General features: G+C 67.0%; 19 protein-coding genes and 1 riboswitch. Of the genes, 9 read left to right on the top strand and 10 right to left on the bottom strand.

The window, feature by feature from the left end; genetic code table 11:
• Window positions 1-80: 80 nt before the first annotated feature.
• The 7 genes from A5659_RS16505 to A5659_RS16475 form a co-directional block, all read right to left on the bottom strand.
• The gene (locus A5659_RS16505; RefSeq protein WP_066866165.1) at window positions 81-1,565 is read right to left on the bottom strand and encodes an aldehyde dehydrogenase family protein; all 1,485 of its coding nucleotides are present in this window, start codon (window positions 1,563-1,565) and stop codon (window positions 81-83) included.
• Between the two features lie 90 nt (window positions 1,566-1,655).
• Window positions 1,656-2,870 (bottom strand): cytochrome P450, encoded by a 1,215-nt coding sequence (locus A5659_RS16500; protein WP_066878656.1) that lies wholly within the window; start codon window positions 2,868-2,870, stop codon window positions 1,656-1,658.
• Between the two features lie 10 nt (window positions 2,871-2,880).
• The gene (locus A5659_RS16495; RefSeq protein ID WP_067024756.1) at window positions 2,881-3,897 is read right to left on the bottom strand and encodes an SDR family NAD(P)-dependent oxidoreductase; all 1,017 of its coding nucleotides are present in this window, start codon (window positions 3,895-3,897) and stop codon (window positions 2,881-2,883) included.
• Window positions 3,890-5,041: a spirocyclase AveC family protein gene (locus A5659_RS16490; RefSeq protein ID WP_067182538.1), complete on the bottom strand. Its 1,152-nt coding sequence runs from the start codon at window positions 5,039-5,041 to the stop codon at window positions 3,890-3,892. The genes A5659_RS16495 and A5659_RS16490 overlap by 8 nt, the downstream gene beginning before the upstream one ends.
• Window positions 5,041-6,159, bottom strand: coding sequence for an ABC transporter substrate-binding protein (locus A5659_RS16485; RefSeq protein WP_067182535.1), 1,119 nt, complete (start codon window positions 6,157-6,159; stop codon window positions 5,041-5,043). The genes A5659_RS16490 and A5659_RS16485 overlap by 1 nt, the downstream gene beginning before the upstream one ends.
• 81 nt (window positions 6,160-6,240) lie before the next feature.
• The gene (locus A5659_RS16480; RefSeq protein WP_066866156.1) at window positions 6,241-7,098 is read right to left on the bottom strand and encodes a CbbQ/NirQ/NorQ/GpvN family protein; all 858 of its coding nucleotides are present in this window, start codon (window positions 7,096-7,098) and stop codon (window positions 6,241-6,243) included.
• Window positions 7,099-7,153: 55 nt separating this feature from the next.
• Window positions 7,154-8,917 carry a nitric oxide reductase activation protein NorD gene (locus tag A5659_RS16475; RefSeq protein WP_067182556.1) on the bottom strand — a complete coding sequence of 588 codons (1,764 nt, stop codon included), beginning with the start codon at window positions 8,915-8,917 and terminating at the stop codon, window positions 7,154-7,156.
• A gap of 81 nt (window positions 8,918-8,998) precedes the next feature.
• Between A5659_RS16475 and A5659_RS16470 the strand changes: the two genes are divergently transcribed.
• The 7 genes from A5659_RS16470 (at window position 8,999) to A5659_RS16440 (ending at window position 16,002) form a co-directional block, all read left to right on the top strand.
• Window positions 8,999-9,973 (top strand): SDR family NAD(P)-dependent oxidoreductase, encoded by a 975-nt coding sequence (locus A5659_RS16470; protein WP_067182553.1) that lies wholly within the window; start codon window positions 8,999-9,001, stop codon window positions 9,971-9,973.
• A gap of 86 nt (window positions 9,974-10,059) precedes the next feature.
• Entirely contained in the window at window positions 10,060-11,208 is a 1,149-nt protein-coding gene (locus A5659_RS16465) for an acyl-CoA dehydrogenase family protein (protein ID WP_066866153.1), read from the top strand.
• Complete coding sequence (locus A5659_RS16460) at window positions 11,205-12,320, top strand: acyl-CoA dehydrogenase family protein (protein WP_067019712.1); 1,116 nt, start codon at window positions 11,205-11,207, stop codon at window positions 12,318-12,320. The genes A5659_RS16465 and A5659_RS16460 overlap by 4 nt, the downstream gene beginning before the upstream one ends.
• On the top strand, window positions 12,320-12,967 hold the full coding sequence (locus tag A5659_RS16455; protein WP_066866149.1) for a nitroreductase family protein: 648 nt from the start codon (window positions 12,320-12,322) through the stop codon (window positions 12,965-12,967). Before A5659_RS16460 ends, A5659_RS16455 begins: the two co-directional genes overlap by 1 nt.
• A gap of 138 nt (window positions 12,968-13,105) precedes the next feature.
• Window positions 13,106-14,386: a TetR/AcrR family transcriptional regulator gene (locus A5659_RS16450; RefSeq protein WP_067019715.1), complete on the top strand. Its 1,281-nt coding sequence runs from the start codon at window positions 13,106-13,108 to the stop codon at window positions 14,384-14,386.
• Window positions 14,387-14,483: 97 nt separating this feature from the next.
• The gene (locus A5659_RS16445; RefSeq protein WP_066866147.1) at window positions 14,484-15,326 is read left to right on the top strand and encodes an SDR family oxidoreductase; all 843 of its coding nucleotides are present in this window, start codon (window positions 14,484-14,486) and stop codon (window positions 15,324-15,326) included.
• A 22-nt stretch (window positions 15,327-15,348) separates the two neighbouring features.
• Window positions 15,349-16,002, top strand: a complete 654-nt coding sequence (locus A5659_RS16440; protein ID WP_067182532.1) for an SDR family oxidoreductase — start codon at window positions 15,349-15,351, stop codon at window positions 16,000-16,002.
• 2 nt (window positions 16,003-16,004) lie between these two features.
• Here A5659_RS16440 and A5659_RS16435 read toward each other — a convergent pair whose 3' ends face one another.
• The gene (locus A5659_RS16435; RefSeq protein ID WP_197498038.1) at window positions 16,005-17,189 is read right to left on the bottom strand and encodes an FAD-dependent monooxygenase; all 1,185 of its coding nucleotides are present in this window, start codon (window positions 17,187-17,189) and stop codon (window positions 16,005-16,007) included.
• On the bottom strand, window positions 17,182-17,580 hold the full coding sequence (locus A5659_RS16430) for a GbsR/MarR family transcriptional regulator (RefSeq protein ID WP_197498037.1): 399 nt from the start codon (window positions 17,578-17,580) through the stop codon (window positions 17,182-17,184). The genes A5659_RS16435 and A5659_RS16430 overlap by 8 nt, the downstream gene beginning before the upstream one ends.
• Window positions 17,581-17,812: 232 nt before the next feature.
• A riboswitch (cobalamin riboswitch) is annotated at window positions 17,813-18,015 on the top strand.
• 136 nt (window positions 18,016-18,151) lie between these two features.
• Between A5659_RS16430 and metE the strand changes: the two genes are divergently transcribed.
• Complete coding sequence (gene metE, locus A5659_RS16425; RefSeq protein ID WP_067019703.1) at window positions 18,152-20,422, top strand: 5-methyltetrahydropteroyltriglutamate--homocysteine S-methyltransferase; 2,271 nt, start codon at window positions 18,152-18,154, stop codon at window positions 20,420-20,422.
• A gap of 95 nt (window positions 20,423-20,517) precedes the next feature.
• Here metE and A5659_RS16420 read toward each other — a convergent pair whose 3' ends face one another.
• On the bottom strand, window positions 20,518-22,242 hold the full coding sequence (locus tag A5659_RS16420) for a DUF3556 domain-containing protein (protein ID WP_067140090.1): 1,725 nt from the start codon (window positions 22,240-22,242) through the stop codon (window positions 20,518-20,520).
• Window positions 22,243-22,411: 169 nt separating this feature from the next.
• Here A5659_RS16420 and A5659_RS16415 point away from each other — a divergent pair, with 169 nt between their 5' ends.
• Window positions 22,412-23,776: an FAD-dependent oxidoreductase gene (locus A5659_RS16415; RefSeq protein ID WP_067182547.1), complete on the top strand. Its 1,365-nt coding sequence runs from the start codon at window positions 22,412-22,414 to the stop codon at window positions 23,774-23,776.
• Window positions 23,777-23,875: the final 99 nt, after the last annotated feature.

The following is a 23,875-nucleotide window of genomic DNA, read 5'->3' as shown; positions in this document are numbered from 1 at the left end:
AGAAACGGAGATTGCCGCCACGGTCGCGATCAAGCCGAAAACTGCGACCCTGACGGCAATCTCGCCGAAGGGGAACCTTGCTACACGGCCGGGTAGGCGACCGACTTGATCTCGGTGTACTGGTCGAATCCGGCCACACCGTTCTGGCGGCCCACACCGCTTTCCTTGTAGCCGCCGAACGGCGTGTCGGCACCGTACGGGGCGCCCCCGTTGACGCCCATGAAGCCGGCCTTGATGCGGCGGGTCACCGACAGCGCACGCTCGAGGGAGCCGGCAAACACGTTGCCGGCCAACCCGTACACGCTGTCGTTGGCGATCCGGATGGCGTCCTCTTCGTCGTCGAAAGGGATGACCGAGAGCACCGGGCCGAAGATCTCCTCCTGCGCGATGGTCATCTTGTTGTCGACGTTGGTGAAAAGCGTTGGCCGGATGAAGTATCCCTTGTCGAAGCCCGTTTCCGCACCGGGGCCGCCGACCAGCGCCGTGGCGCCCTCTTCGACGCCCTTCTGGATGTAGCCCGTCACGCGGTCGAACTGCCGTTGCGAGATCACCGGCCCACACAACGTTCCCGGGTCCTGCGGGTCGCCGCATGTGACGTTCTCGTAGATGTTCTTCAGGATCTCCACGCCCTCGTCGTAGCGGGACCGCGGCAGCAGCAGCCGGGTGGGGTTCGCGCAACCCTGACCGGCGTGCATGCAGGGCGCGATGCCGACCATGCAGGCCGTCGCGAAGTCCGCGTCCTCCAAGACGATGGTGGCCGACTTGCCGCCGAGTTCGAGGAACAGCCGCTTCATCGTGGCGGCGCCCTTCTCCATGATCCGCTTGCCCACCACCGTCGAGCCGGTGAACGAGATCAGGTCGACCTTCGGCGACAGCGTCAGCTCCTCACCCACGAAGTGGTCCGAGGCGGTGACGACGTTGACCACGCCGGCGGGGATGTCGGTCTTCTCGGCGATGAGCCGGCCCAGCCGGTTCGCGTTGAACGGCGTGTTCGGTGCGGGCTTGAGCACCACCGTGTTGCCGGTGCCCAGCGCCTGGCCCAGCTTGTTGAGGGTGACCTCGAAGGGGAAGTTCCACGGCACGATCGCGCCGACGACGCCCACCGGTTCCCGCCACACCTTGCGGGTGGTCAGCGTGCCGGTCAGGCTGATCACCTTGTCGCCCAGGTCGGTTTCCCAGGCGTACTCGTCAATCAGCCGGGCCGGGTACTTCAGCCCGTCTTCCAGCGGCGCGTCCAGCTGAGGCCCGAAGGTGATGGCCCGCGGCGAGCCGACCTCGAGGATCAGCTCCTCGCGCAGCTCGTCGATCTCGGATTCGATCGCCTCGTGCAGCTGCAGCAGGCAGCGCTTGCGCAGCTCCTTGTTGGTCGACCAGTCGGTCTCGTCGAAGGCGCGCCGGGCGGCGTCGATGGCCCGATGCATGTCCTCCTTCGAGGCATCGGAAACCTCGCCGAGGGACTCTTCGGTCGCCGGGTTGATGTTGGTGAAGGTACCGGCCTGGCCCTCGACGAGCTTGCCGTCGATCATCATTTTCGGCTCGAAGCGGACCTTTACAGCCTCAGTCATATCTGTCACTCTCTTCTGAATCATGGAGGGGCTACGGAGAGCCTTACCGCAAACTAGCCGATTGGCAAGTTGCAGCCGCTGCGGGGCCGGTTATTGGGGCTCGAACAGCACCGGAACCGACGTCGGTGACCGGAAGACCTGGCCGCGGATGTGCGGGTCGTCCCCCTCGGGGTCCAGCCGAAGATTCGGCAGCCGGTCGAGCAGCAGGTTGATGGCCGTGCGCATCTCGAGGCGGGCCAGGTGCATGCCGAGGCAGACGTGCACGCCGTGCCCCCAGGCCAGATTCGGCCTCTGCTGCCGGTGGATGTTGAACGTGTCTGGATCGGGGTAGCGGTCCTCCTGCCGGTTGGCGGCGCCCAGCATCGGCATCACGCTCGACCCGGCCGGGATCGCGACTCCGCCGAGTTCGGTGTCGCGGGTGGCGACCCTGGTGATCGTCAACAGCGGCGGTTCCCACCGCACGCCCTCCTCGATCGCCTGCGGCAGCAGCGACCGGTCCGCGCGAATGGCGTCGAGCTGCCTGGGATCGGACAGCAGCGCGAGCAGGAGGTTGCCCAGCGCGCGGTAGGTGGTTTCCACTCCGGCGGGCAGCAGCAGCCGCAGGAAGGAATAGATCTCCTCGTCCTCGAGCTTCTCGCCGTCGATCTCCGCCTGGGCCAGCGCGCTGATCAGATCGTCCTTGGGTTCGGCGCGGCGGGCCGCGAGGATGGGCGCGAAGTAGTCGCACAGCGCCGCCGATGCGGCGAGTCCGCGTTCCGGGTTCAGGATCCAACTCAGCAGCGAGATGGACCAGCGCTGGAACTGCGGGTAGTCCTCCTCGGGCAGCCCCAGCAGACCGGCGATGATCTGACTCGGATAGTCGAAGGTGAATTCCTTGACCAGGTCGGCCTTGCCGTTGGCCGCGAACTTGTCGATGAGGCCATTGGCCACGCGGCCGACCAGCTCGTCCTCCCAGCGCGCCAAGGCCTTCTGCGAGAACGCCTTTGACACCAGCGACCGCAGCCGCCCGTGGATCGGCTCGTCCATGCCGAGCATGACCCGCTCCCCCAGGACTGGGCCGAACGCCGCGATGACGGCCGCCGAGGAGAACGTCTCGTTATCGCGCAGCATCTGCTGGGCTTCCTCGTGGCGGTAGACGATGAAGACCGGTTTGGATTCCTCGTGCGGCATCCCGGAGGTGTCCAGGCGCTGGATCGGTTCCTCACGGCGCAGCCGGGCCAGCTCGGTGTACGGGTCGCGCACGTCCCCCGAGACCGCGTCGTCGAAGGCGCCGAAGTCTTCCAGATCGTCGAAAAGTTGTTCCATGATTGCCCCTTCAATCCCCTTGCTGTGCCGCGTTCTTCGATGACGAGAACCGCCCTGCCACCGCGGCCAAGCGCTGCAGTGCCGGTTGCGGAAGAACACGGGCGACGAACACCATCGCTTTTTGGCTTGTGGTCAGGGGCCACGCGCCGTCGCGCATCGAGCCCTGACGGGGTATGCCCAGCACGATCCGCGACATGTGGTGCATGCCCGCCGCCGGCAGAATCCTGTTGGCCACCAACAGCATCGAGGCATCCGGGCCGACGCCCCGCCGGCGGAACGCACCCCGATCCTCGATCGCCCTGAGCAGGCCGTCGGTGAACCGCTCGGGTGGGCGGGCCATCTTCATCGCGAAACGCCCGCGGCTGTTCATGGTGTTGTGCAGCCGGGCGTACGGGCCGCCGAAGTTGCGGTCATCGGTGGTGCCGGCGTCGGTGATGATCGCGGTGTCGTACGTGCCGGCCACCAGGACGGTGACGCCGAGGCCGAACGGCGCGATCTCGCACGCCATCGATTCCCCCCAGCGCTCCAGCGCCCCCTTGGCCGCCGAGTAGGGCGCGGTTGCGGGCTGGCCGCGCACCCCGGCGGCGCTGGAAACCAGGACGATTCGCCCCTGGCCCGCCGCCCGCATCGACGGCAACAACGCTTGGGTGAGCGTGACGGGGCCCAGGAGGCTGGTGGCCAGCATGCGCTGCCACAACGCCATATCGGTTTCCTCGACCATGCCGGCGGCCGAGATGCCCGCGTTGTGCACCAGCGCGTACGGTGCGCCCACGGCCTCTTCGATCGACTTGGCCGCCGCGGCGATCGACGCGTTGTCGGTCAGGTCGAGCTGGACGCCGATCAGCCGGTCGTCGTCGGGTGCGTCCAGGCCCTGATCCTCAATGGCCTTGCGCAGCAGCGGCATTGCCTGGTCGGGAGTGCGCATGGCCGCGACCACGCGCCATCCTTCCCGGTACATCCGCACCGCGGAGGCGAAGCCGAGTCCGCGGGATGCACCGGTGATGACGACGGCGCGCGGCTCAACCATGCCGGCTCGCCTTTTGATCCTGGACAGCGCAGGCGCCTTCGCCCGGCGGTGGAGGATCGACGTGGGGCCGGCCGTTGGGTTCGCCGCTCGCCCACGTCGACCAGATGCCGACCGAGTAAGGGCCCTGGGCACCCGCCTTCTCGTAGAAGCCTTGCGGGTCATAGACTTTGGCCTCGGGATACGGCCACGGGCAGGCCACCGACGTGGCGGCGTGACTGGCCTTGATGGCCCAGAACCAGCCACCGTAGGCGAAGTACGACACGTTGATGATGAGGAACATCACCAGGAACGTGCCGAGCACCGGTCGCGTGGGGAACAACTTCGCTTTTGCGGCAAGCTTTTCCGCGACGGACTTACCGGTGTCGTCGCGATAGCACAGGATCGCCGCGGGGACCATCACGAAGCACACCGAGAACGACTCCCAGATCAGCGGGAACTGGAAGGTGGTGCCGGTGAACACCGATCCCCACGGGATCACCTGCGAGTAGATGTACATGCCCCAGTGGATCAGGATGTTTTCCAGGAAGGCATCGAAGATGAAACCGATCACCAGCGTGATCAGCCCCAGGCTGATCAGGGGATGCCGTGACACGTAACCGGTGGGCCCGTACTTCGCCTGCAACCTGCGCAGCAGCCAGACGGCCGGGAAGTAGGGGCCGAAGTAGAACATCACGTAACCGAAGACCACGAACGGTTCGACCGTCGGCGACAACGACACCAGCGGCCAGGATTCCGGCCAGTGCACGAGATCTGGGTTGTAGACCGCGAACGGCGACCAGTTCATGATCGGGTCCTGCCACACGATCAGCGTGGTACACAAGAACATCAGCATCACCGGGCTACCGGGATTGCGGCGCCAGCCCCTGATGAAGACGATCAACAGCACGATCAGCGCCACCACCGTGGCCCAGTCCAGGAAGCTGATGTAGTCCAGCCCGAACGTGAACTTCACCGGGCGCGGCCGGCCCTGCACGCCTGGGTTCGCGACGCGAGGGTCAAGGGCCACACGGCAATTCGCGATGAAGAACAACGCGAAGGCGGCCAGCGCCGCGCCGGCGATCCAACCGCCCCAGCTGCGCTTGCGCCCGCCCGGCGCGACGGGTTTGTCGTCCGTGGTCAGCGGGATGGATTGTTCTGTGGACATCAGTCTTCCTCTCCGAAGCGATCCACCAGGTGCGAGTTGATGCCGTCGGCGTCGAGGGTCCGCGCCACCAGATAGCCCGCACCCATCCAGGCGCGGCGCGTCCACTTGCCGAACGACACCCGGGTGCCGGGCGCGCCGGAGGCGGCGGGCATCATCTTGACCCGTTCCAACGCCTCTTTGACGCCGCGGGGACTCAACGGATGGGCGTCGGTGAACACGCGCACCAACGTCGCGGCGACGTCGCGGTTGACCACGGTCACACAGAACTCGGGGCGACTGCCGTTGTACTTCGCCGCGTACCTGTCGAGGAAGTCCTGGCCGATCCGGTTCGCCTCGTCGTACTGGTCGACACCCGTCCAGCCCATGAACGCGTTCCACATGATCGGGTTGACCCAGGCGTTCTGCCACGCCGTCGTGGTGAAGCGGGGCGGGTCCCACCCGAGCGACTCGAGCGCCGGGTTGATGAACACGATGCCGAAGCCGAAGCCCAGGTGCACGATCGCCTCGGCCTTGGCCTCGTGCAGCGTTTGCACCGCGGCGTTGATGTCCTGGGCGGTCTGCGCGATGGGAACTTCGGCCACGATCCGAATGCCCTTGCGCCGGCAGGCACTTCGCAGGTTCTTCAGGTAGCTCTCCCCGATCAGGCTCTGCTCGACCAGCACGCCGATCTCGGCGAGTCCGCGCTTGGCGATGAGGTCGGCCAAAAAGATCGGCTCGTCGGTCATGGATCCCTGCGGGAAGGCGAAGGTCCACTCGCCCAGCCAGTCGTCGGTGCCGGTCACGCTGATCGCGGGGACCTTGAAGCGTTCCTCGATCGCTTCTCGCAACGGCACGCAGTTATCCGTGATATTCGGACCGAACACCACCAGACAGCCCTCGTCGACGAGTTCGCCATACGCATCGATCACCGCCTTGACCGAACCTTTGGGCAAACCCTCGACCTCGCGGTAGATCATCTGCACCGGCCGGTCCATCAGTCCCTCGGCGACGGCTTCTTCGAAGATGAGCTCGAAAGTCTGGGTGAAGGAGGCGAACAGATCCTCGGGAAAACCCGGCGGGAGCGTGAAGTCCATCAGGTAACCGACCTTGATGGGCTCTGCGCTGCTCTCGTAGGACATCCGACCTCCCAGGTGACAGAATCGCGCGCCGAATGGCAAACCTAATATTTGTTCAGACCCTAGCGGGGGCGGTATGCAGCGTCAATCATCGGACCCGCCGGACCCGTCCGGCGCGAGGTAGATCTCGATCATCTCGCCCAGCGCCTTGCCCACCGCCACGTCGTCGGTCAGCGGGCCCGCGATCGCGGCCCGCGCCGCGTCGCGCATGCTCAACCCCTCGGCGACCAGCCTGCCCGCGGCGATCAGCACCCGCGTCGACGCCACCTCCCGCAGCCCGCCGGTTTCCAGCCGGCGGATGGCCTGCCCGAAGCGGACCAGCTCGGCCGCGGTGGATCGGTCCACGCCCGCCTCGTGCGCGACAATGCCCTCTTCGATATCGGCTGTGGGGAAATCGAATTCGATGGCCACCATCCGCTGTCGAGTCGAGTCCTTGAGATCCTTCAGCACGCTCTGATAGCCGGGGTTGTAGGACACCACCAGGCCGAATCCGGGCGCCGCGTCCAGCGTGATGCCGAGTCGCTCGATGGGCAGCTGTCGCCGGTGGTCGGCGAGCGGGTGCAGCACCACCGTGGTGTCCTGCCGGGCTTCCACCACCTCGTCCAGGTAGCAGATCGCCCCTTCGCGCACCGCCCGGGTCAGCGGGCCGTCCACCCACACCGTCTCGTCGCCGCGCAGCAGGTAGCGGCCGACCAGGTCCGCGGTGGTGAGGTCGTCATGGCAGGCGACGGTGATCAGCGGGCGCCCGAGGTCGTGGGCCATCGCCTCGACGAATCGCGTCTTGCCGCAGCCCGTCGGGCCCTTGAGGACCAGCGCCAGGCCCTGCCGATAGGCCGCCTTGAATACGGCCTCTTCGCTGCCGACCGCTTGGTAGTAAGGCCGCACGGGCTCCCCCTCGGGGGTCCCTCGGTTGAAGTAAGCAAGCCCGGACTCGTTGGCCATAGCTTCCCTTCTGCTACTTCCGGCGATTGGAGCCTAGCCGGAACAGATGTTTGTTTCAAGTGGCGCGGCCGCTGGCGACGGCGGTCCGGTGCGCCAATGGTGTTCTGGGACTTGGTATCACGGATATCCTGCGGCGCACCTCCGCCGAACGCAGCGCGGAGCGGAACAGGGGTCCGATCACACCGGCGAGCTGGTCGGGGTGTGCGATGGTCGCGTGTGCGGTGCTGCCGAAGACCCGGCGCAACGAGTGCACGTCGGTTCCCGCGCCGATCGTCAGGCACACGCAACCGGTTCCCCGGCGGCGGGCCTCGGTGAGCGCGCGGCGCGCGTCCGCGGCACCGTATGGCCGCTCATAGCCATGGTCGTAGGCCAGCCCGTCGGAAAGCACCACCAGCAGCCGCCGTGACGTGCCGCCGCGCGCCTCCAGGGTGGCCGCACCGTGGCGGATCGCGGCGCCCAGCCGCGAGTACGCGCCGGGCTCGAGGCTGTTCAGCCGCCTGATGACCTGGGCGTTCAGCTGGTCGTCGAACCGCTTGACCGGCACCATGCTCACCGCGCGCCGGCCCTGCGAGTAATAGGCGTACAGCGCGACGCGGTCACCGAGATCGTGCAGCGCCACGGTCAGGTTCGCGACCGCCGCACGCTGTTGTTCGTGCACCGTGCGGCCGACCGTTCCGGGTTCGCCCGCCGAGCCCGACACATCGAGCAGCAGCAGCACCGACAGGTCGCGCCGGCGGCGCAGGCTGTCCAGGTACACGGCCTCGTCGGGCACCGACCCGGCCCGCACCTCCACCCGGGCTTCCACGGCCGCGTCGATGTCGATGTCGTCGCCCTGCGCCTGCCGGTGGCGGCGGTGCAGACCCATGCCGAGCCGCGACAGCGGCCGCCGCACCCCGACGGCATCGTCGATGGCCTGGGTGGCCGACACCTTGATCTGCGGATCGATCTCGCGCACGGTGCACCAGGCCGGCCGGTAGCTCTTGCGCGCGACATCCCATTCCGGATATCGCACACCGTCGGCGGCGGTTTGGCCCTCGCGCTCGGCGTCCGCGTCGTCACCGGAGGTCGAGGCCAGCGACGTGACGGCGTATGCGCCGCGCCTGCCGGAACTGGTGCGATGGGTCGGGTTGTCCGCGCCGGGCGGACCCCCGCCACTTCCCGTCTTGCGTGCAGAGGACAGCATCTTCTTCAACCACTTGCCGATGAATCCGCCCCCGCCGACGGGGCTGGTGAACAGGTCGGGATCGTCGGAGTCGTCCACCTCGCCGTCGTCGAGCTCGTCCAGTTCCGTTGCGCCGTTGCTCCGCGGCACGTGTCCGGGCCTGGCCTCTTCGTCTTGTTTGGCCGCCCGAGCGCACGCGGCGACCACCTTCGCCGCGCGCAGCACCCCGAACTGCGGCGGCGGCTCCGGCAGCGCCACCCGTGCCGCGGCGACGTCCAGCGACGCGCGCGGCGAATCGCTGCGGCGCGCGATGTCGGGGTCGCCCAGCGACGCCAAAACGCTTGGCAGCAAAGCGGCATTCGCGATCAGGGCGCGGTGGCCTTCGACCGCCAGATAGCGCTGCGCCAGTTTGCGGTGCCGCACCAACTTAGCGACCACATCGGGATCCAGGCTGCCGGCCGCGATCATCGAGGCGTGCACGGCGACCGACTCGAGCCGCGCGCGCGGCTCGGCGGCGGCATCGACGTAGATCGTTCGGCCGTCCGTCCACGCGGGTTCGCCGGGTGGCAGTTCGGCGACCGCCGCCGCCCGGCCCGCAAGCGCCGAGGCGAGCATGCCGAGCCCCTGCACCCGGTCGCCCCCGGCGTCGTCCCCCACGCACACCTCCGGATTGTTGACCAAATATCTGTTCCACCGTAAAGTCCGGCTGCACGGCAGTCAATGAATCAGGAGCACACGATGATTGAGTTCACCGGCCAGGTGGCGGTGGTGACCGGGGCCGGTCGGGGACTCGGTCGCCTGTACGCGCTGGACCTGGCCCGCCGGGGTGCGGCGGTGGTGGTCAACGACCTCGGCGGCTCCATGCGCGGCGACGGATCCGACACCCGCGTCGCCGACGAGGTGGTCGACGAGATCACCCGGGCCGGTGGCACCGCGCTCGCCTCGTACGACTCCGTGGACAATCCGGCCGGCGGCCAGGCGATCGTCGACGCCGCCGTCGATGGGTTCGGGCGCCTGGACGCCGTGGTCAGCAACGCCGGCATTTTCGGCAGCGTGGCGTTCGAGGACCTCTCGCACGACGACTGGACGCGGATGTTGCGCGTGCATCTCGACGGCGGCTTTCATCTGGCCCAGCCCGCGTATCGGGCGATGAAGAACAGCGGGGGCGGACGCTTCGTGTTCATCTCGTCATCCGCCGGGATCTTCGGCCAACCGATGGAGGCCCACTACGCGGCGGCCAAGGCCGGGTTGGTCGGGCTGACCAACGTCATCGCCATCGAGGGCGAAGCGCACGGCATACTCGCCAATTCCGTTATGCCTACCGGCTTTTCGCGGATGGTCACCGAGACCGTCGGCGACGAGAAGTTCCTCGCCGAATCCGGCTTCATGCAAGCCATCCGGCCCGAGCTCGTGGTACCGCTGGTGACGTTTCTGGCCAGCACCGCCTGCACCTTCACCCACCGCAACTACTCCGCGGCCGCCGGCCGCTACGCGCGGGTGTTCGTCGGCCTCACCGAGGGCTGGCTCGCCGAGGCCGACAGCCGTCCCACCGCCGAGGACATCGCGGCCCATCTCGAGCAGATCTCCTCGACGGAGAAGTTCATCGTGCCCGCGTCGATCGTCGACGAGGTGCTGGAAGTGTGTGAGCGACGCGGTGTCAGCCCGATGCCGGGTAACGCCGAGGTGGCCTTCCCCGAACCCCGAGGGAGTTGATTGACCAACTATCTGCTCGACCGTAGAGTCCGGCTTGGCCACAAGGTTTTCCGACGCCGAAGACGACGCTAGAGACAAAGAGAAACGTGGACTTTTCCTACCCGCCGGACGTGGAGCGATTCCGCGGCGAGCTGCGTGACTGGCTGGCGCAGAACCTGACCGACGAGTTGGTGGCGGCCCGCCGGCCCACCGGCCGCGACGACGCCGCATTCGAGATGCTGCGCGGCTGGAATGCGACGATGGCCGACGCGGGATGGGCCGCTGTGTCCTGGCCACCCGAATACGGCGGGCGCGGCGCGACGGTGCTCGAGCAGCTGGTCTACACCGAAGAGACCACGCGCGCGCGAGCTCCTATGCCGCTCAACGTGATTGGACTCAACAACATCGCCCCGGCCATCATGCAGTACGGCACCGAGGCCCAGAAACGCACGCTGCTCCCCCGCATGATGCGCGCCGACGACATCTGGTGCCAGGGAATGTCGGAGCCGGAGGCGGGCTCCGACCTCGCGGCGCTGCGCACCCGCGCCGCGCGAGACGGTGACGACTTCGTCGTCAACGGTCAGAAGATCTGGACCTCGCTGGGACATCGGGCCGACTGGTGTCAGCTCTACGTGCGCACCGACCCCGAGGCGCCCAAACACAAGGGGATCTCCTGCCTGATCGTCGACATGACGCTGCCGGGCATCGAGGTCCGCCCGCTGGTCACGCTCAATGGTGACGCCGACTTCGCCGAGGTCTTCTTTCACGACGTGCGGGTGCCGGCGGACGCGTTGCTCGGTCCGCTCAACGCGGGCTGGCAGGTGGCCACCACCACACTCAGCCACGAGCGCGCCGGCGCCGCCAGGCTGTACGCGGAGATGCAGGTGCGGCTCGAAGAGCTGGTCAATGATCTCGGCGCGGCCGGCAGCGACGCGCTGGACGATCCGGTGACGTTGCGGCGGCTCGGCGAAATCGCGCTTCGCATCAAGTATCTCGAAGTCCTGTGCCAGCGGTCGATCTCGGCGTCGTTGCATGGGGGTGACGCGTTCGGGTCGGCGAGCCTCGCCAAGACGGTGTGGGGCGAGATCGGCCAGGACCTGGCCGCATTGGCCTTCGACGTGCTGGGTACCAGCGGCGCCGGCGCGCCGTGGGCGAACTACCGGCTGACGTCGCGGTCGCTGACCATCGCGGGCGGCACCACGCAGATCAACAAGAACATCACCGCGCAGCGGGTGCTGGGGTTGCCGCGCAAATGAACCTCGAACTCACCGACGAGCAGGTGGCACTGCGCGACACCACGCGGCGCTTCCTCGCCGAGAAGGCTCCGATCGCCCAACACGTGCGGGCGCTGCTCGACGATCCGACCGGAACCGACGAGGCGGTGTGGCGCGGTCTCGCCGACCTGGGCACCACCGGTCTGCTGGTGCCCGAGGAGTACGGCGGCGCCGGCATGACGATGGTCGAGGCCGGCGTCGTCGCCGAAGAGCTGGGCGCGGCGCTGCACCCGGGACCGTGGCTGTCTGCCGCGGTGGCCGCCCCGCGGGCGCTGACCCGGCTCGGCGCCGCCGAGACCGCACGGGAGTTGTTGCGCGGCATAGCCGACGGCACCACGGTCGCAACGGTCTGCTTTCCGGATTCGGCGACCGTTGCCGCGAGCCGACGCGACGACGCGGTCGTGTTGCACGGCGAGATCGCCGCGGTGCCCGACGCCGTGGCCGCCGATGTCCTACTCGCGGTCGCCGAGAACGGCGACGGCCCTGAGCTTTTCGCCGTGCGGGCCGGCTCGACCGGCTTGTCGTTGGCACCCGAATCCGGCATCGACCCGACCCGCAAGCAGTTTCGCGTCACGTTCGACGCCGCGCCCGCCCAACGGCTGACCGCGACGTCCACCGCCGATCTGGCCGCGGTGATCGACGACGTGCTGATCGCCTCCGCGGCCGACGCGCTGGGCGCCGCGCGCGCCGTCATGGGCCTCGCGGTCGAATACGCGAAAAGCAGAACGCAATTCGGCCAGCCGATCGGCTCCTTCCAGGCCGTCCAACACCTGTGTGTGGACATGTACGAGACCGTCGAGCTGGCCCGCAGCGGCGTGATCCACGCCCTGTGGCTCAGCGACGCCGCCCCGGGAACGGGCGCTGCATCCGGCGAGGAGCGGCATCTCGCCGCGGTGCGGGCCAAGGCGTTCGCCGGGCGACTGGCCACGGTGGCCGACACCGCCATCCAAGTGTTCGGGGGCATCGGCTACACCTGGGAACACGATGCCCACCTGTACCTCAAACGGCTGCTGAGCTGGAGCGCGTTTCGCGGGGGCCCCGACGAGTACCTCACCGAACTCGGTGCGCGCCTTGCCAAGCGAGGCCGGGCCTGATGGACATCGACTACCTGCTCACCGCGACCCCGTCGGCGCGCAAATCGCTCGACCTCGACGCGCCCGTCAACCCCGACGACATCCGCGACTGCCTGCGAATCGCGTTGCAGGCCGCGAACGGGTCGAATGCCCAGTCCTGGCGCTGGCTGGTGATCTCGGATCCGGAGCTGCGCACCGAGATCGCCCGGTTGTATCGCCAGGCCTACCTGCTGCGGGTCGGTGGGCAGATGCTCGCCGAGCTGATGCCCGCGGGCACGCCCGAGAGCCGGGTCATGTCCTCTACGGAGTGGCTCGTCGAGCACATGGCCCGCGTGCCGTTGCTGGTAATCCCTTGCTATGAACCGTATTTGCCTCGGATCGAGGGCGATGAATCCTTTCATCTCGCCACGCTGTACGGCTCGATCTTTCCGCCGGTGTGGAATTTCCAATTGGCCTTGCACACCCGGGGGTACGGGACCTGCATCACCACCCTGCATCTGCATCACGAGGAGGAGATCCGCAACCTACTCGGGATTCCGCCGACCTACGTTCAGGGCTGTCTGCTACCGGTCGGCCGGCTGCGCGCGGGACGCACCTTCTCGCCTGCGCGGCGGCGGCCGCTCGAGGAAGTGGTCGCATGCGACCGCTGGGACGGCCCCCCGCTCTAGAATGGGGCTTTCACGCCTTTGTGCAGCGCATTCACCGCGCGCAGTCTGATAGCCTCTAACAAAGATTTGGTTCGGCAAGAGAGGACGAATGCGAATGCTCGCCGACCCGCAGTCGTCCAGATGCGCACACCGCTGACCATGGCCAAGGCCGAGTCACTGCGCGCCGGCGGCACAGCCGAATCCCCGACCCGCCGCGCCGAAATCCTCGCCACCGCGGCGTCATTGATCGCATCCTCGGGTCTGCGGACGTCGCTGCAGGAGATCGCCGACGCGGCAGGCATCCTTCCCGGCAGCCTGTATCACCATTTCGAGTCCAAAGAGGCCATCCTCGTCGAGTTGATCCGCCGCTATCAGGACGATCTGGACCGCATCGGGCGGGCCGCACAGGCGAGATTGGACGAACCCGACGCCCGTCCGGTCGAAGAACAGATCATCGAACTCGGGTCGGCGATCGCCGACTGCGCCGTAGAGCACCGCGCGGCCCTGCAGATGTCGTTCTACGAAGGGCCGAGCACGGATCCGGAGCTGATCAAGCTGACCCAGCAACGGCCCACGGCGATCCAGGAGGCGATGCTGCAGACGCTGCGCGCCGGCCGGTGGAGCGGCTACATCAAACCCGACATCGACCTTCCCACGTTGGCCGACCGCATCTGCCAGACCATGCTGCAGGTGGGCCTCGATGTCATGCGCCACAAGTCCGCCGCCGACCAGGTGGCCCAACTGCTGTGCCGAATCATCCTGCAGGGCTTGGCAACTCGGCCGCCGGCCGACGCGGCACTGGATCGCTCGAAAGCGTTCACCGCCGCCGATGACGTCATCGCCACCTGGTCCGACGACAGCGATGCCGACCCGAGCGACAAGGCGGCGGCGGTGCGGGCCGTGGCACGCGCCGAATTCGGCCGCAGAGGATATGAGGTCACCACCATCCGGGACATCGCCTCGGCGGCGGGCCTGGGCACCGGAACGGTGTATCGGGTGATCGGATCCAAGGACGAACTGCTCGCGTCGATCATGGAATCCTTTGGCAGGAAGGTCGAGGCGGGCTGGGTCAGCGTCCTGCGCTCGGATGCCACACCGATCGAAAAGCTGGACGCGCTGAGTTGGGTCAACGTCAACGCGCTCGATCGGTTCTCCGACGAGTTCAGGATTCAGCTGGCCTGGATGCGCCAATCGCCGCCGGACACGCCGAATCCGGGTTGGCTCTACGCCACGCGGCTGCGACAGATGAAAACGCTGCTTACCGAGGGGATCCGCTCGGGAGAGATCGCAATCGACGCCCCGTCCACCGCGATACTGGCCCGCTGCCTCATCGGCCTGCAATGGATACCGGAGAACATCCTCGCCGAGATCGGCACGCGCGCGGCCTTGGTGCACGCGCGCGACACCGTGCTGCGCGGCGTCGCGGTCCGCGGCAAGTAACGCTCGAGTAACCCGCCCCGGTATTGAACCAAATAACTGTTACCCATACAGTTGAGCAGTTAGAACCGCGTTGGCATTATCCGAGAAGGGGATTTCCATGACCATTGTCGATCGGTTGCGCTACGACGGCAAGCGCGCTCTCGTCGTCGGTGGCGCGACTGGCATGGGCGCCGCGGCGGCCAAGTCAGCGGCCGAGCTGGGCGCTGAAGTGATCGTGATGGACTACGCGCCGGTGAATTACGACGTCGCCAAGTCCATCCAGGTCGACCTGCGCGACACCGGGTCGATCGACGCCGCGCTCGAGCAGCTGGACGGCCCCGTCCACGCCGTGTTCTCGGCCGCCGGCATCGCCGACGGGACCACCGACCTGATGGCGATCAACTTCCTCGGTCACCGGCACCTGATCGAGCGGTTGCTCGAGCGCAACCAGCTCCCCTCCGGCTCGGCGATCTGCTTCATCTCCTCGGTCGCCGGCATGGGCTGGGAGAACGACCTGGACCTGCTGAACGAGTTCCTGGCCACCCCGGACTTCGCGTCGGCCCAGGAATGGGTCAAGGCGCACGAAGCCGAGGGCATCATTCACTACGGCTTCTCCAAGAAGGTCGTCAACGCCTACGTCGCCACCCAGGGCTATCCGCTGCTGAAGAAGGGCATTCGGATCAACGCGATCTGCCCGGGCCCCACCGACACCCCCCTGGCCCAGTCCAACGCCGACCTGTGGCTGACCTTCGCCCAGGACTACCGCGAGGAGACGGGCTCCAAGGTGCACACCCCGGAGCAGATGGGCGACGTGATGGCGTTCCTCAACAGCGCCGCCGCGTTCGGCATCAACGGAATCACGCTGCTGGTGGACTACGGCCACACGATGGCCTCGGTCACCAACGCCTACCCGCCGGGCAAGCCGATCATCGACATCATCATGGGCAAGGTGAAGCTCTAAGGAGCGCGCTACCGTCGGAGGGATGGCACGCATCATCGTCTTCGGCGGGCACGGCAAGGTCGCGCTGCAGCTGGCTCGTAACCTGACCCAGCGCGGCGACCAGGTGAGCTCGGTCTTCCGCAATCCCGACCAATCCGACGACGTCACTGCCACCGGCGCCGAACCGGTGGTGGCCGACATCGAACGGCTCGACACCGGCGCGCTGGCCGACCTGCTGGCCGGGCACGACGCGGTCGTCTTCTCCGCCGGTGCCGGCGGCGGCGATCCGGCGCGGACCTACGCCGTCGATCGTGACGCGGCGATCCGAGTGATCGACGCCGCCGCACAAGCGGGAGTCAAGCGGTTCGTAATGGTGTCCTATTTCGGCGCCGGGCCCGACCACGGTGTGTCCCAGGACAATTCGTTCTTCCCCTATGCCGAGGCCAAGGCCGCCGCCGACGCCCACCTGCGCGATAGCGACCTGGACTGGACGGTGCTGGGGCCGGGGCGACTCACGCTGGAACCCGCCACCGGCAAGATCGTCCTCGGGCGCGGCACGGGCGAGGTGTCGCGCGCCGACGTCGCGCTCGTCGCCGCTGCCGCGCTGGCCGACGATTCGACCATCCGGCGGACCATCGAATTCAACAACGGCGACGACGCAACTGCGCTCCCGATCGCGCAGGCGTTGGCGGGCTGACGCTAGTGATGCGACGGCGCCGCGTTTGCGGGCGCAGTCCAGGACCATAGCCCGGCGGTTTTGCGCCGCCCGATCCGCGCGCCCGCAAACTTTGTCAAACGCGTCATCAGCCAGTAGGCCAGCTTTGAGGTAGACAGGCTGATCCTGGGATCCGAGCGCGCCATTTTCACCACCGCTTGGGTGCGGGGTCTCCGGACCCGGTCGTACTCGGTCAGAGCGGCCGGCACTTCTGGGGCGTCGGTCAGGATTGCGGCCAGGACGGCCGCATCTTCGAATGCCTGGCAGGCGCCCTGTGCAAGAAATGGAGTCATGGCATGAGCTGCGTCGCCGAGCAGCACCACCCTGTGGTCAACGTAGGACGGCAGGGGGTCCAAATCGTAGATGTCGTGACAGAGCACGGAGGTTGGTGCAGTGGCATCCAGCAACTGCGGGATCGGTGCGTGCCAACCCTGGGTGCGGCGACGCACCTCAGCCAGAGCATCGTCGTATCGCTGCCCGGGGCGTGGTTGGCGGACGGCCAGAAACCAGAACACGCGCTGGCCGGTCAGTGGGTGCGCACCGAACCGGGCTCCACGGCCCCAAGTCTGAAAGCCCTCGACCGGCCACACTGATTCCGGCTGAGTTACGCCCCGCCAACATAAAATCCTTTGATATGCAGGGGTTTTCGCACTTGGCCAGACGGATCGTCGTATCGCGCTGTCGATACCGTCGGCTCCTACCACCAGCGCTGCGTTGATCTCTTGTTGTCCACCCTCGGTGTGATAGCTGACTGTGACTGATTCATCGAACTGGCGCACCCCGGTGACCCGAGCGTCGGTGCGTACACAATCGGCCGGTAGCTGGGTCGCCAGCATGTGCTGCAGTTCCGCCCGGTGGTTGGCCAGTACCGTGTCGTCGTGGTCTGCGCGAAAGCGCATCAGGTATTCGCCGCTCGGCGTCAACAGCGTGCCGGCGGCTTCGCTTGAGAAGGAGATGGCGCGGAATTCCTTACCCAGGCCGAGGTAGTCGATCGCTCGGATCGCGTTTTGTGCGAATGACCAGCCCGCCCCGGCTTCCCGCATTTCGGGCGCTTGCTCCAGCACGGTGACCGACCATCCGCAGCGGCGCAATCCGATAGCGGTCGCAAGCCCGCCGATTCCAGCGCCGGCGACGACGGCCGAACGAGCGATGCCTGTGCCGTTAGTCATTGGTCCGCCCCTTGAGAGAAGGAGGAGGGGATTGGCTGAATTGCTTGGCCATCCAGTCGTAGACGTCATGAGCGACCCGCAAGCGTTGGGCGCGGGCACTGCCGAAACCGGCTAGATCCATGCCGTCGGCGGCAATATCGCGAAAGGCCAACAAGCTGGCCACCCGTCGGCGTACCACGGTCTCCCAGGCATCGTCGTCGACTCGGTAATAGTGCGTGCGCTCGCCTGGCCGGCTCCGCCGCCGGACCAACTTTGCGTCGGTGAGAAGCCGGATATTGGTGGTAAGCGAAGCCCGGCTCGCTCCGATAGCCTCGGCGATCTGCCCTGCAGATTGCTCGGGCGGATCGCAGATCATCAGCCAACCGAGCACCCTCCCCGCGATCGGCGGCACCCCGTACTCCTCGGCGCAAAACATCGCTACCCGCTCGACCCATTCGAGTAAGTGCGGCTGATCACCATCTCGCCTACGTCCCACAAGACCGCCTTTCACTTATTACGGTAATTTCACAATATGCTGAAATAGGTAGCTATAACAAGCCCCGGGATCTCCGCTGGGCCGGCCATGCAGCGGGGTAAGCTGCACTACGCAGCTGGTCTGCCTGTGCCGCAACCGCGGTGCCGGCATCGAGCGAAGCAACGTTAGTAGCGCTTCGTGAGAGGGAACCCGGTGAGAATCCGGGACTGTCCCGCAACGGTATGCAGGAACGACCGCCGTCAGAGTTTTTGGCAAGCACTGGTCGAAAGACTGGGAAGCGACGGCCATTAGGAGCACCACCTGAGTGCGCGCCTGCGAGTCCGGAGACCTGCCGGCTGTGCCGGGCGCGCCGCGTCCGGCGGCTCATCGCCTCGAGGAATGGGCGTCAGGCTGCAGCCGTTGCGGTTGGTACCCGGGTACGCACCGCTAACGGATCGGCTGCACGTCCGCCGGCGGTGACCACCACGTCGAATGAAGGACGAATATCGTGACCCCTCAAGCATTCACCGCCACGGTTGTCGGCTCGCCGCGCATCGGCCCGAAACGCGAACTCAAGCGCGCAACCGAGGGCTATTGGGCCGGGCGCACCAGCCGCGCCGACCTGGAGAAGGTCGCCGCCAGCCTGCGCCGCGACACCTGGCAACACCTGGCCGACGCCGGGCTGGACTCGGTGCCGGTCAACACCTTCTCCTATTACGACCAGGTGCTCGACACCGCGGTGATGCTGGGCGCGTTGCCGGCCCGGGCCGCACAGGTTGCCGACGATTTGGATCGCTACTTCGCCGCGGCACGCGGCAACCAAGACGTCGCGCCGCTGGAGATGACCAAGTGGTTCGACACCAACTACCACTACATCGTTCCCGAGATCGGGCCCTCGACCACGTTCTCGCTGAACCCCGACAAGGTGCTTTCGGAGCTGAAAGAGGCCCTGGGACAGAACATTCCGGCCCGCCCGGTGGTCGTCGGCCCGATCACGTTCCTGCTGCTGAGCAAGGCGGTCGACGGCGGCGGCGCCCCCGTCGAGCGCCTGCAGGAACTGGTGCCGATCTACTCCGAACTGCTGTCACTGCTGGCCGACAATGGCGCGCAGTGGGTGCAGCTCGACGAGCCGGCGCTGGTCACCGACATCTCCCCCGACGCGCCTGCGTTGGCCGAGGCCGTCTACAACGCGCTGGGCAAGGCGAGTAACCGTCCCGCCATCTACGTCGCCACCTACTTCGGCGACCCGGGTGATTCGTTGGGGGCGCTGGCCCGCACGCCCGTCGAGGCGATCGGCGTCGACCTGGTCTACGGCGCCGACACCGCGGTCGCGGCGGTGCCCGAGCTCGCGAACAAGACGCTGGTCGCCGGTGTGGTGGACGGACGCAACATCTGGCGGACCGATCTGGAAGCGGCGCTGGGCAAGCTGACGACGCTTGTGAATTCCGCGGGGCACGTGGCGGTTTCGACGTCCTGTTCGACGTTGCACGTGCCGTACTCGCTGGAGCCGGAGACCGGGCTGGACGACGCGCTGCATAGCTGGCTTGCGTTCGGGCAGGAGAAGGTCGTCGAGGTGGTGACGCTGGCCCGCGCCCTGCATGAGGGCCGCGACGCGGTCACCGACGAGATCGCGGCCTCCAACGCGGCCGTGGCGTCCCGCAAGAGTGACCCGCGCCTGCACAACGACGATCTAAGGTCGCACATCGACTCGATCGTCGCGTCGGGTACGCACCGGGGTGACGCGGCGCAGCGCCGGGCCAGCCAGGAGGAGCGCCTGCACCTGCCGCCGCTGCCGACCACGACGATCGGGTCGTTCCCGCAAACCGTCGCGATCCGCAAGGCGCGCGCCGCGCTGGTCGCCGGCGAGATCGACGAGACCGAGTACCGGAGGCGGATGAAGCAGGAGATCGCCGACGTCATCAAGTTGCAGGAAAGCCTCGGGATCGACGTGCTGGTGCACGGCGAGCCGGAGCGCAACGACATGGTGCAGTACTTCGCCGAGCAGCTGGACGGCTTCTTCGCGACCAAGAACGGGTGGGTGCAGTCCTACGGCAGCCGCTGCGTGCGCCCGCCGGTGCTCTTCGGCGACGTCATTCGCCGGCATCCGATGACGGTGGAATGGGCGAAATACGCTCAGTCGCTGACCGATAAGCCGGTCAAGGGCATGCTGACGGGGCCCGTGACGATTTTGGCGTGGTCGTTCGTCCGCGACGACCAGCCGCTGGCCGACACGGCCAACCAGGTAGCGCTGGCCATTCGCGACGAGACGGTGGACCTGCAGGCGGCGGGCATCGCGATCATTCAGGTCGACGAGCCGGCGCTGCGGGAGCTGCTGCCGCTGCGCCGCGCCGACCAGGACGAGTACTTGCGTTGGGCGGTAGGGTCTTTCCGCTTGGCCACCTCCGGCGTCGCGGACTCCACCCAGATCCATACCCACCTGTGCTACTCGGAATTCGGTGAGGTGATCGGGGCCATCGCCGACCTGGACGCCGACGTGACGTCCCTCGAGGCGGCACGCTCGCACATGGAGGTGCTCGACGATTTGAACTCGATCGGCTTCTCCAACAGCGTGGGTCCGGGCGTGTACGACATCCACTCACCGCGGGTGCCGAGCACCGGCGAGATGGCCGAGTCGCTGCGCGCGGCGCTGCGGGCCGTGCCGGCCGAGCGGCTGTGGGTCAACCCGGACTGCGGGCTGAAGACCCGCAACCCCGACGAGGTGACCGCGTCGCTGCGCAACATGGTCGCCGCGGCGCAGGAGGTGCGGGCGAGCGCATAGGTCATCCCGAGCGTAAGCCCACTGCGATTTCCGACGGGATATTTCGCAGTGGGCTTACGCTCGCGGGCGGACGCCGGCCGGACCTACGCGGGCGGCTACTCCGAAACCACCTGCACCGGAACGTCGTCGGCCCACGGTTGGCGGACGACCATGTCGGCGACCCGGACGATGCCGCGCTCGAATTCACCGGTCGCGGCGTCGACCAACCGGTACGCCTGCGTCTGCTTGTGAATCGGTTGCGCATCAAGCAGAACCACGCGGACCTCGCCGGGCTCGAAGTGGCAGCGCTCCTGCAGGGCGGCGATCAGTTGCTCGTTGTGCATGTGGCCGTCGCCGAAGTTCCAGCCGATCGCGGTGCTGCAGATCCGCTCGCCGTCGGTAATGACGTAGTCATTTTCGTTCTGGCCGGCCATGGCCCGGTGCGCCAGGGTGAACAGCGCCCGGCCGTGAGTGTTGAACCCGCGGAACGCATATCCCATATAGATCGGGATCTGTGCCGCCTCGGGGCTGCCGTAGAACCGCTCCAACTGGGCCTGCGGCATGCTGGCGATCGCCACGATGCCCCGGCCGATCTTGTCGCTGGCCGAGGGTTTGATGCACCACAGTGTGGTGTCCCAGTTGCCGGCGTAGTAACGCATCCCGGGCAGGAACGAGATCTTGCGCGGGAACATGTTGCCCAACAAGACGATTCCCGCGATGACCACGAAGAGCACCGCGACCACCACCGGGTGTTTCAGCTCGCGCAGCCCGATGTGGGTGTGCGCGACGAACAACGACAGCACGCCGAAGATCATGAAGACGTTCCACTCCAGCGGCACGCCCATCGGGATCGACACGAGGATTCCCAAGTGGAAGCACACCATCACGATGGCGGCGATGGTGACCGGCCAGCCGCCGTGACAGAAGAAGAGCGGTAACGGCACCAGCATCTCGATGGCGGTGCTCAGGTGTGCCAGCCAGCGTGACAGGCGGCCAGGCCGCAGGTCATCCGGGAAGTGTTCGAAGAAGCGCCGTTTCAGCCAGCGGGGCCGCACCAGCGGGTTGTTCGACATCATCGTGGAGATCACGAACGGAAAGTGTTTGTTGAGTTTGGATGTCGCGGCCCCGATCCAGATCACCAGGAAAACCACCTTGGAGCCGACGATCATGTCGGGCGCGCCGAACAGGAACGTCACCGCCATGGTTGCGTACACCTCACCGCGGGCGGCCAGGAAGATCACCTTGTCGCGCAGACCAACCACCGCCAGCAGCAACAGGATCAACACGATCTTCCAGGCGGGCAGCAGTCCGATCGTGGTGCCCAGCTCGGGCATCGGCCCGGTGCCGTCGGCGAACAGCGCCGCGAACGTGAACAACAGGAACAGCGCGTAGAGCGCGACGTCGACCGGCTTGCGCTTGGTACCACTGGTGAGCGGGACCCGATCCGGCCACGGTGGCAGCCGGATGGTGCCGAACCGCATCCAGTACAGAATCGAGCCCATCGGCGGGAAGAACCGGTTGTTCAACGGCCCGAAGCCGCATCCCAGCCCGATCACCTCGAACAGCATCGTGTAGAGCACGACCTTCTCGAACACGATCGGCTCCGACCACCACGACGCGACGTGTGTGATACCGCCGAGACCGTTGGTGGCCGACGCGAACAGCCACGCGCCCAGGATGTAGAGCAGGATCTTGACGACATAAAACAGATGGAGCACCACCGGCGTGCCGAAACCCACCTCGGCCCAGTGCTTGGCCATCGGCCGGATCTTCTCGCTACGGGTGCCCTTGTTCCATTCGGCCATGTCGAGCTGCGGCAGCTCGGGCTTCAGAAATCCCATGGTTCCACAGACTAGAACGTGTTCTAGGCCCGCGTGCTGCAACCTTGGGCCCCGGCGCGGGCGGGTCGCCGCCGGCGCGAACGCAAACGGAAATCTGTGTTAACCGGCCACCACCGGCGCCCGGTCAGTGTAGTTTGCTGCTGGGGTGGGCGAGGTTGAGGAGACAACCGTGTCTGAGGTCGATTTTTGCGTGGTCGGAGCGGGATTCGCGGGTTTGACGGCCGCTTTGCGACTCATCCAGGCGGGGCATTCGGTGGCCTTGCTGGAGGCGCGTGATCGGGTCGGTGGCCGGACCTTCACCGAGACGCGAACCGACGGCACGTGGATCGATCGCGGCGGCGCGTGGATCGGCCCGGGCCAGGACCGAATCTATGCGCTGATGAACGAGTTCGGTGTGCCGGAGTACAAGCAGCACAACGACGGCGACGCGATGATGATCGTCGGCGGCAAGAAACACCGCTACGGCGGGACCATCCCATGGACCGTCAGCCCGTGGGCGGTCGCCAACCTCGGGATCGGTCTGGCCAGCATCGAGAAGATGTGCAAGGCGATTCCGCGCGAGGCGCCGTGGGAGGCGAAGAAGGCCCAGGAGTGGGACCGCATCAGCATCGGGCAATGGATCGAGAAGAACTCCATGTCCTGCGAGGCCGCGGAGATGCTGGACATGGCCTTCGCCGGCCTCTACACCTCGGCGGCGTCTGAGACGTCGCTGCTGTGGGGCCTGCTGCAGACGGCGTCGGCGGGTGGGCTCACGTTCGCGATTTCGGGCAAGGGTGGCTCCCAGGACGCGCGCCCGGTCGGTGGGATGGGCGCGCTGCACCGCCCGATGGTGACTGCGCTGGGCGACGCGCTGCACCTGTCGCAGCCGGTGCGCCAAATCGCCCAGGACGCCGACGGTGTGACGGTCAGCGCAGCCGATCTGACGGTGCGGGCGCGCCGAGTCATCGTCGCGATCCCACTGGCCATCGCCACCTCGATCCACTACGAACCGATGCTCCCGGTGGACCGTGCATTTCTGCACCAGCGACTGCCGAGCGGCGCGGTCATCAAGACTTCGCTCATCTACGACGAACCGTTCTGGCGTGCTGACGGACTCTCCGGCCAGACCGCCGCGCCGGGGTCTCCCGCCACCCTGACCATCGACGCCTGCACGGACACCGCGGATCCGGGCATCATGTGCGTCATCACCGAGGGGCGCGCGGCGCGCCGCCTCACGCAACTCGACGAGGCCGAGCGCAGGGCCCTAGTCATCGGCGAACTCGTCGATCGGTTCGGCGAGAAAGCCAAAGCGCCGCAGGAGTTCCACGAACAGAACTGGACGGTGGACCGCTATTCCGGTGGCGGAATGATCGGCCACGCCCCCACCGGCGTGCTGACCGAATACGGCTACACCTTGCGCGAGCCCTGCGGCAGGATCCATTGGGCGGGCACCGAAAGCTCGTCAGTCATGTGCGGGTGGATCGATGGCGCGATTCGCTCCGGCGAGCGCGCCGCGGCCGAGGTGGCCGAGGCCGAGATCGCGGCGGTCGCGTAGCCCGAATCAGCGGGGCAGCGCGCCCAAATCACTTGTGCCTCTTTTGTTTCAGTGGTTTCAGGGGAGCGCTTTTTGTCGGTGGCCCGTTCTAGCATTCGA

Origin of the sequence: Mycobacterium sp. 1165196.3 (genome assembly GCF_001673415.1) — a bacterium.
Lineage (GTDB): Bacteria > Actinomycetota > Actinomycetes > Mycobacteriales > Mycobacteriaceae > Mycobacterium > Mycobacterium europaeum_A.
Note: the sequence above shows the minus strand (reverse complement) of the source record. Positions and strands in the feature narration are given on the sequence as shown.